This is a genomic window from Phytoactinopolyspora endophytica (genome assembly GCF_004138495.1).
GTDB classification, from domain to species: Bacteria; Actinomycetota; Actinomycetes; order Jiangellales; family Jiangellaceae; genus Phytoactinopolyspora; species Phytoactinopolyspora endophytica.
Genome location: NZ_ML142856.1, coordinates 201075 through 201301 on the forward strand (window position 1 = coordinate 201075; position 227 = coordinate 201301).

General features: G+C 69.2%; 1 protein-coding gene. It reads left to right on the forward strand.

The window, feature by feature from the left end; translation table 11 throughout:
• Positions 1 to 227: hypothetical protein (locus ELR45_RS35360; protein WP_205856753.1), on the forward strand; the 227-nt coding region annotated here is incomplete at both ends.

Here is a 227-nt window from a genome sequence, read left to right on the forward strand (position 1 = left end):
GCTTCGCGCCGGAATCGGATGTGGAGCTCGCCGTTGACGGCACTGTGGTGACGTCCGACGCCGCCGACAGCGACGGGGCCGTCACATTCGACTACACGTCCACCGACCTCGACACCGGCGAGCACCCGGTCACCCTGTCCAGCCCGGACGGCACCGCCGACACCACCTTCACCGTCACCGACGACCCGATCACCTACGACCCCGACGCCAGCGTCGACCCCACCGAA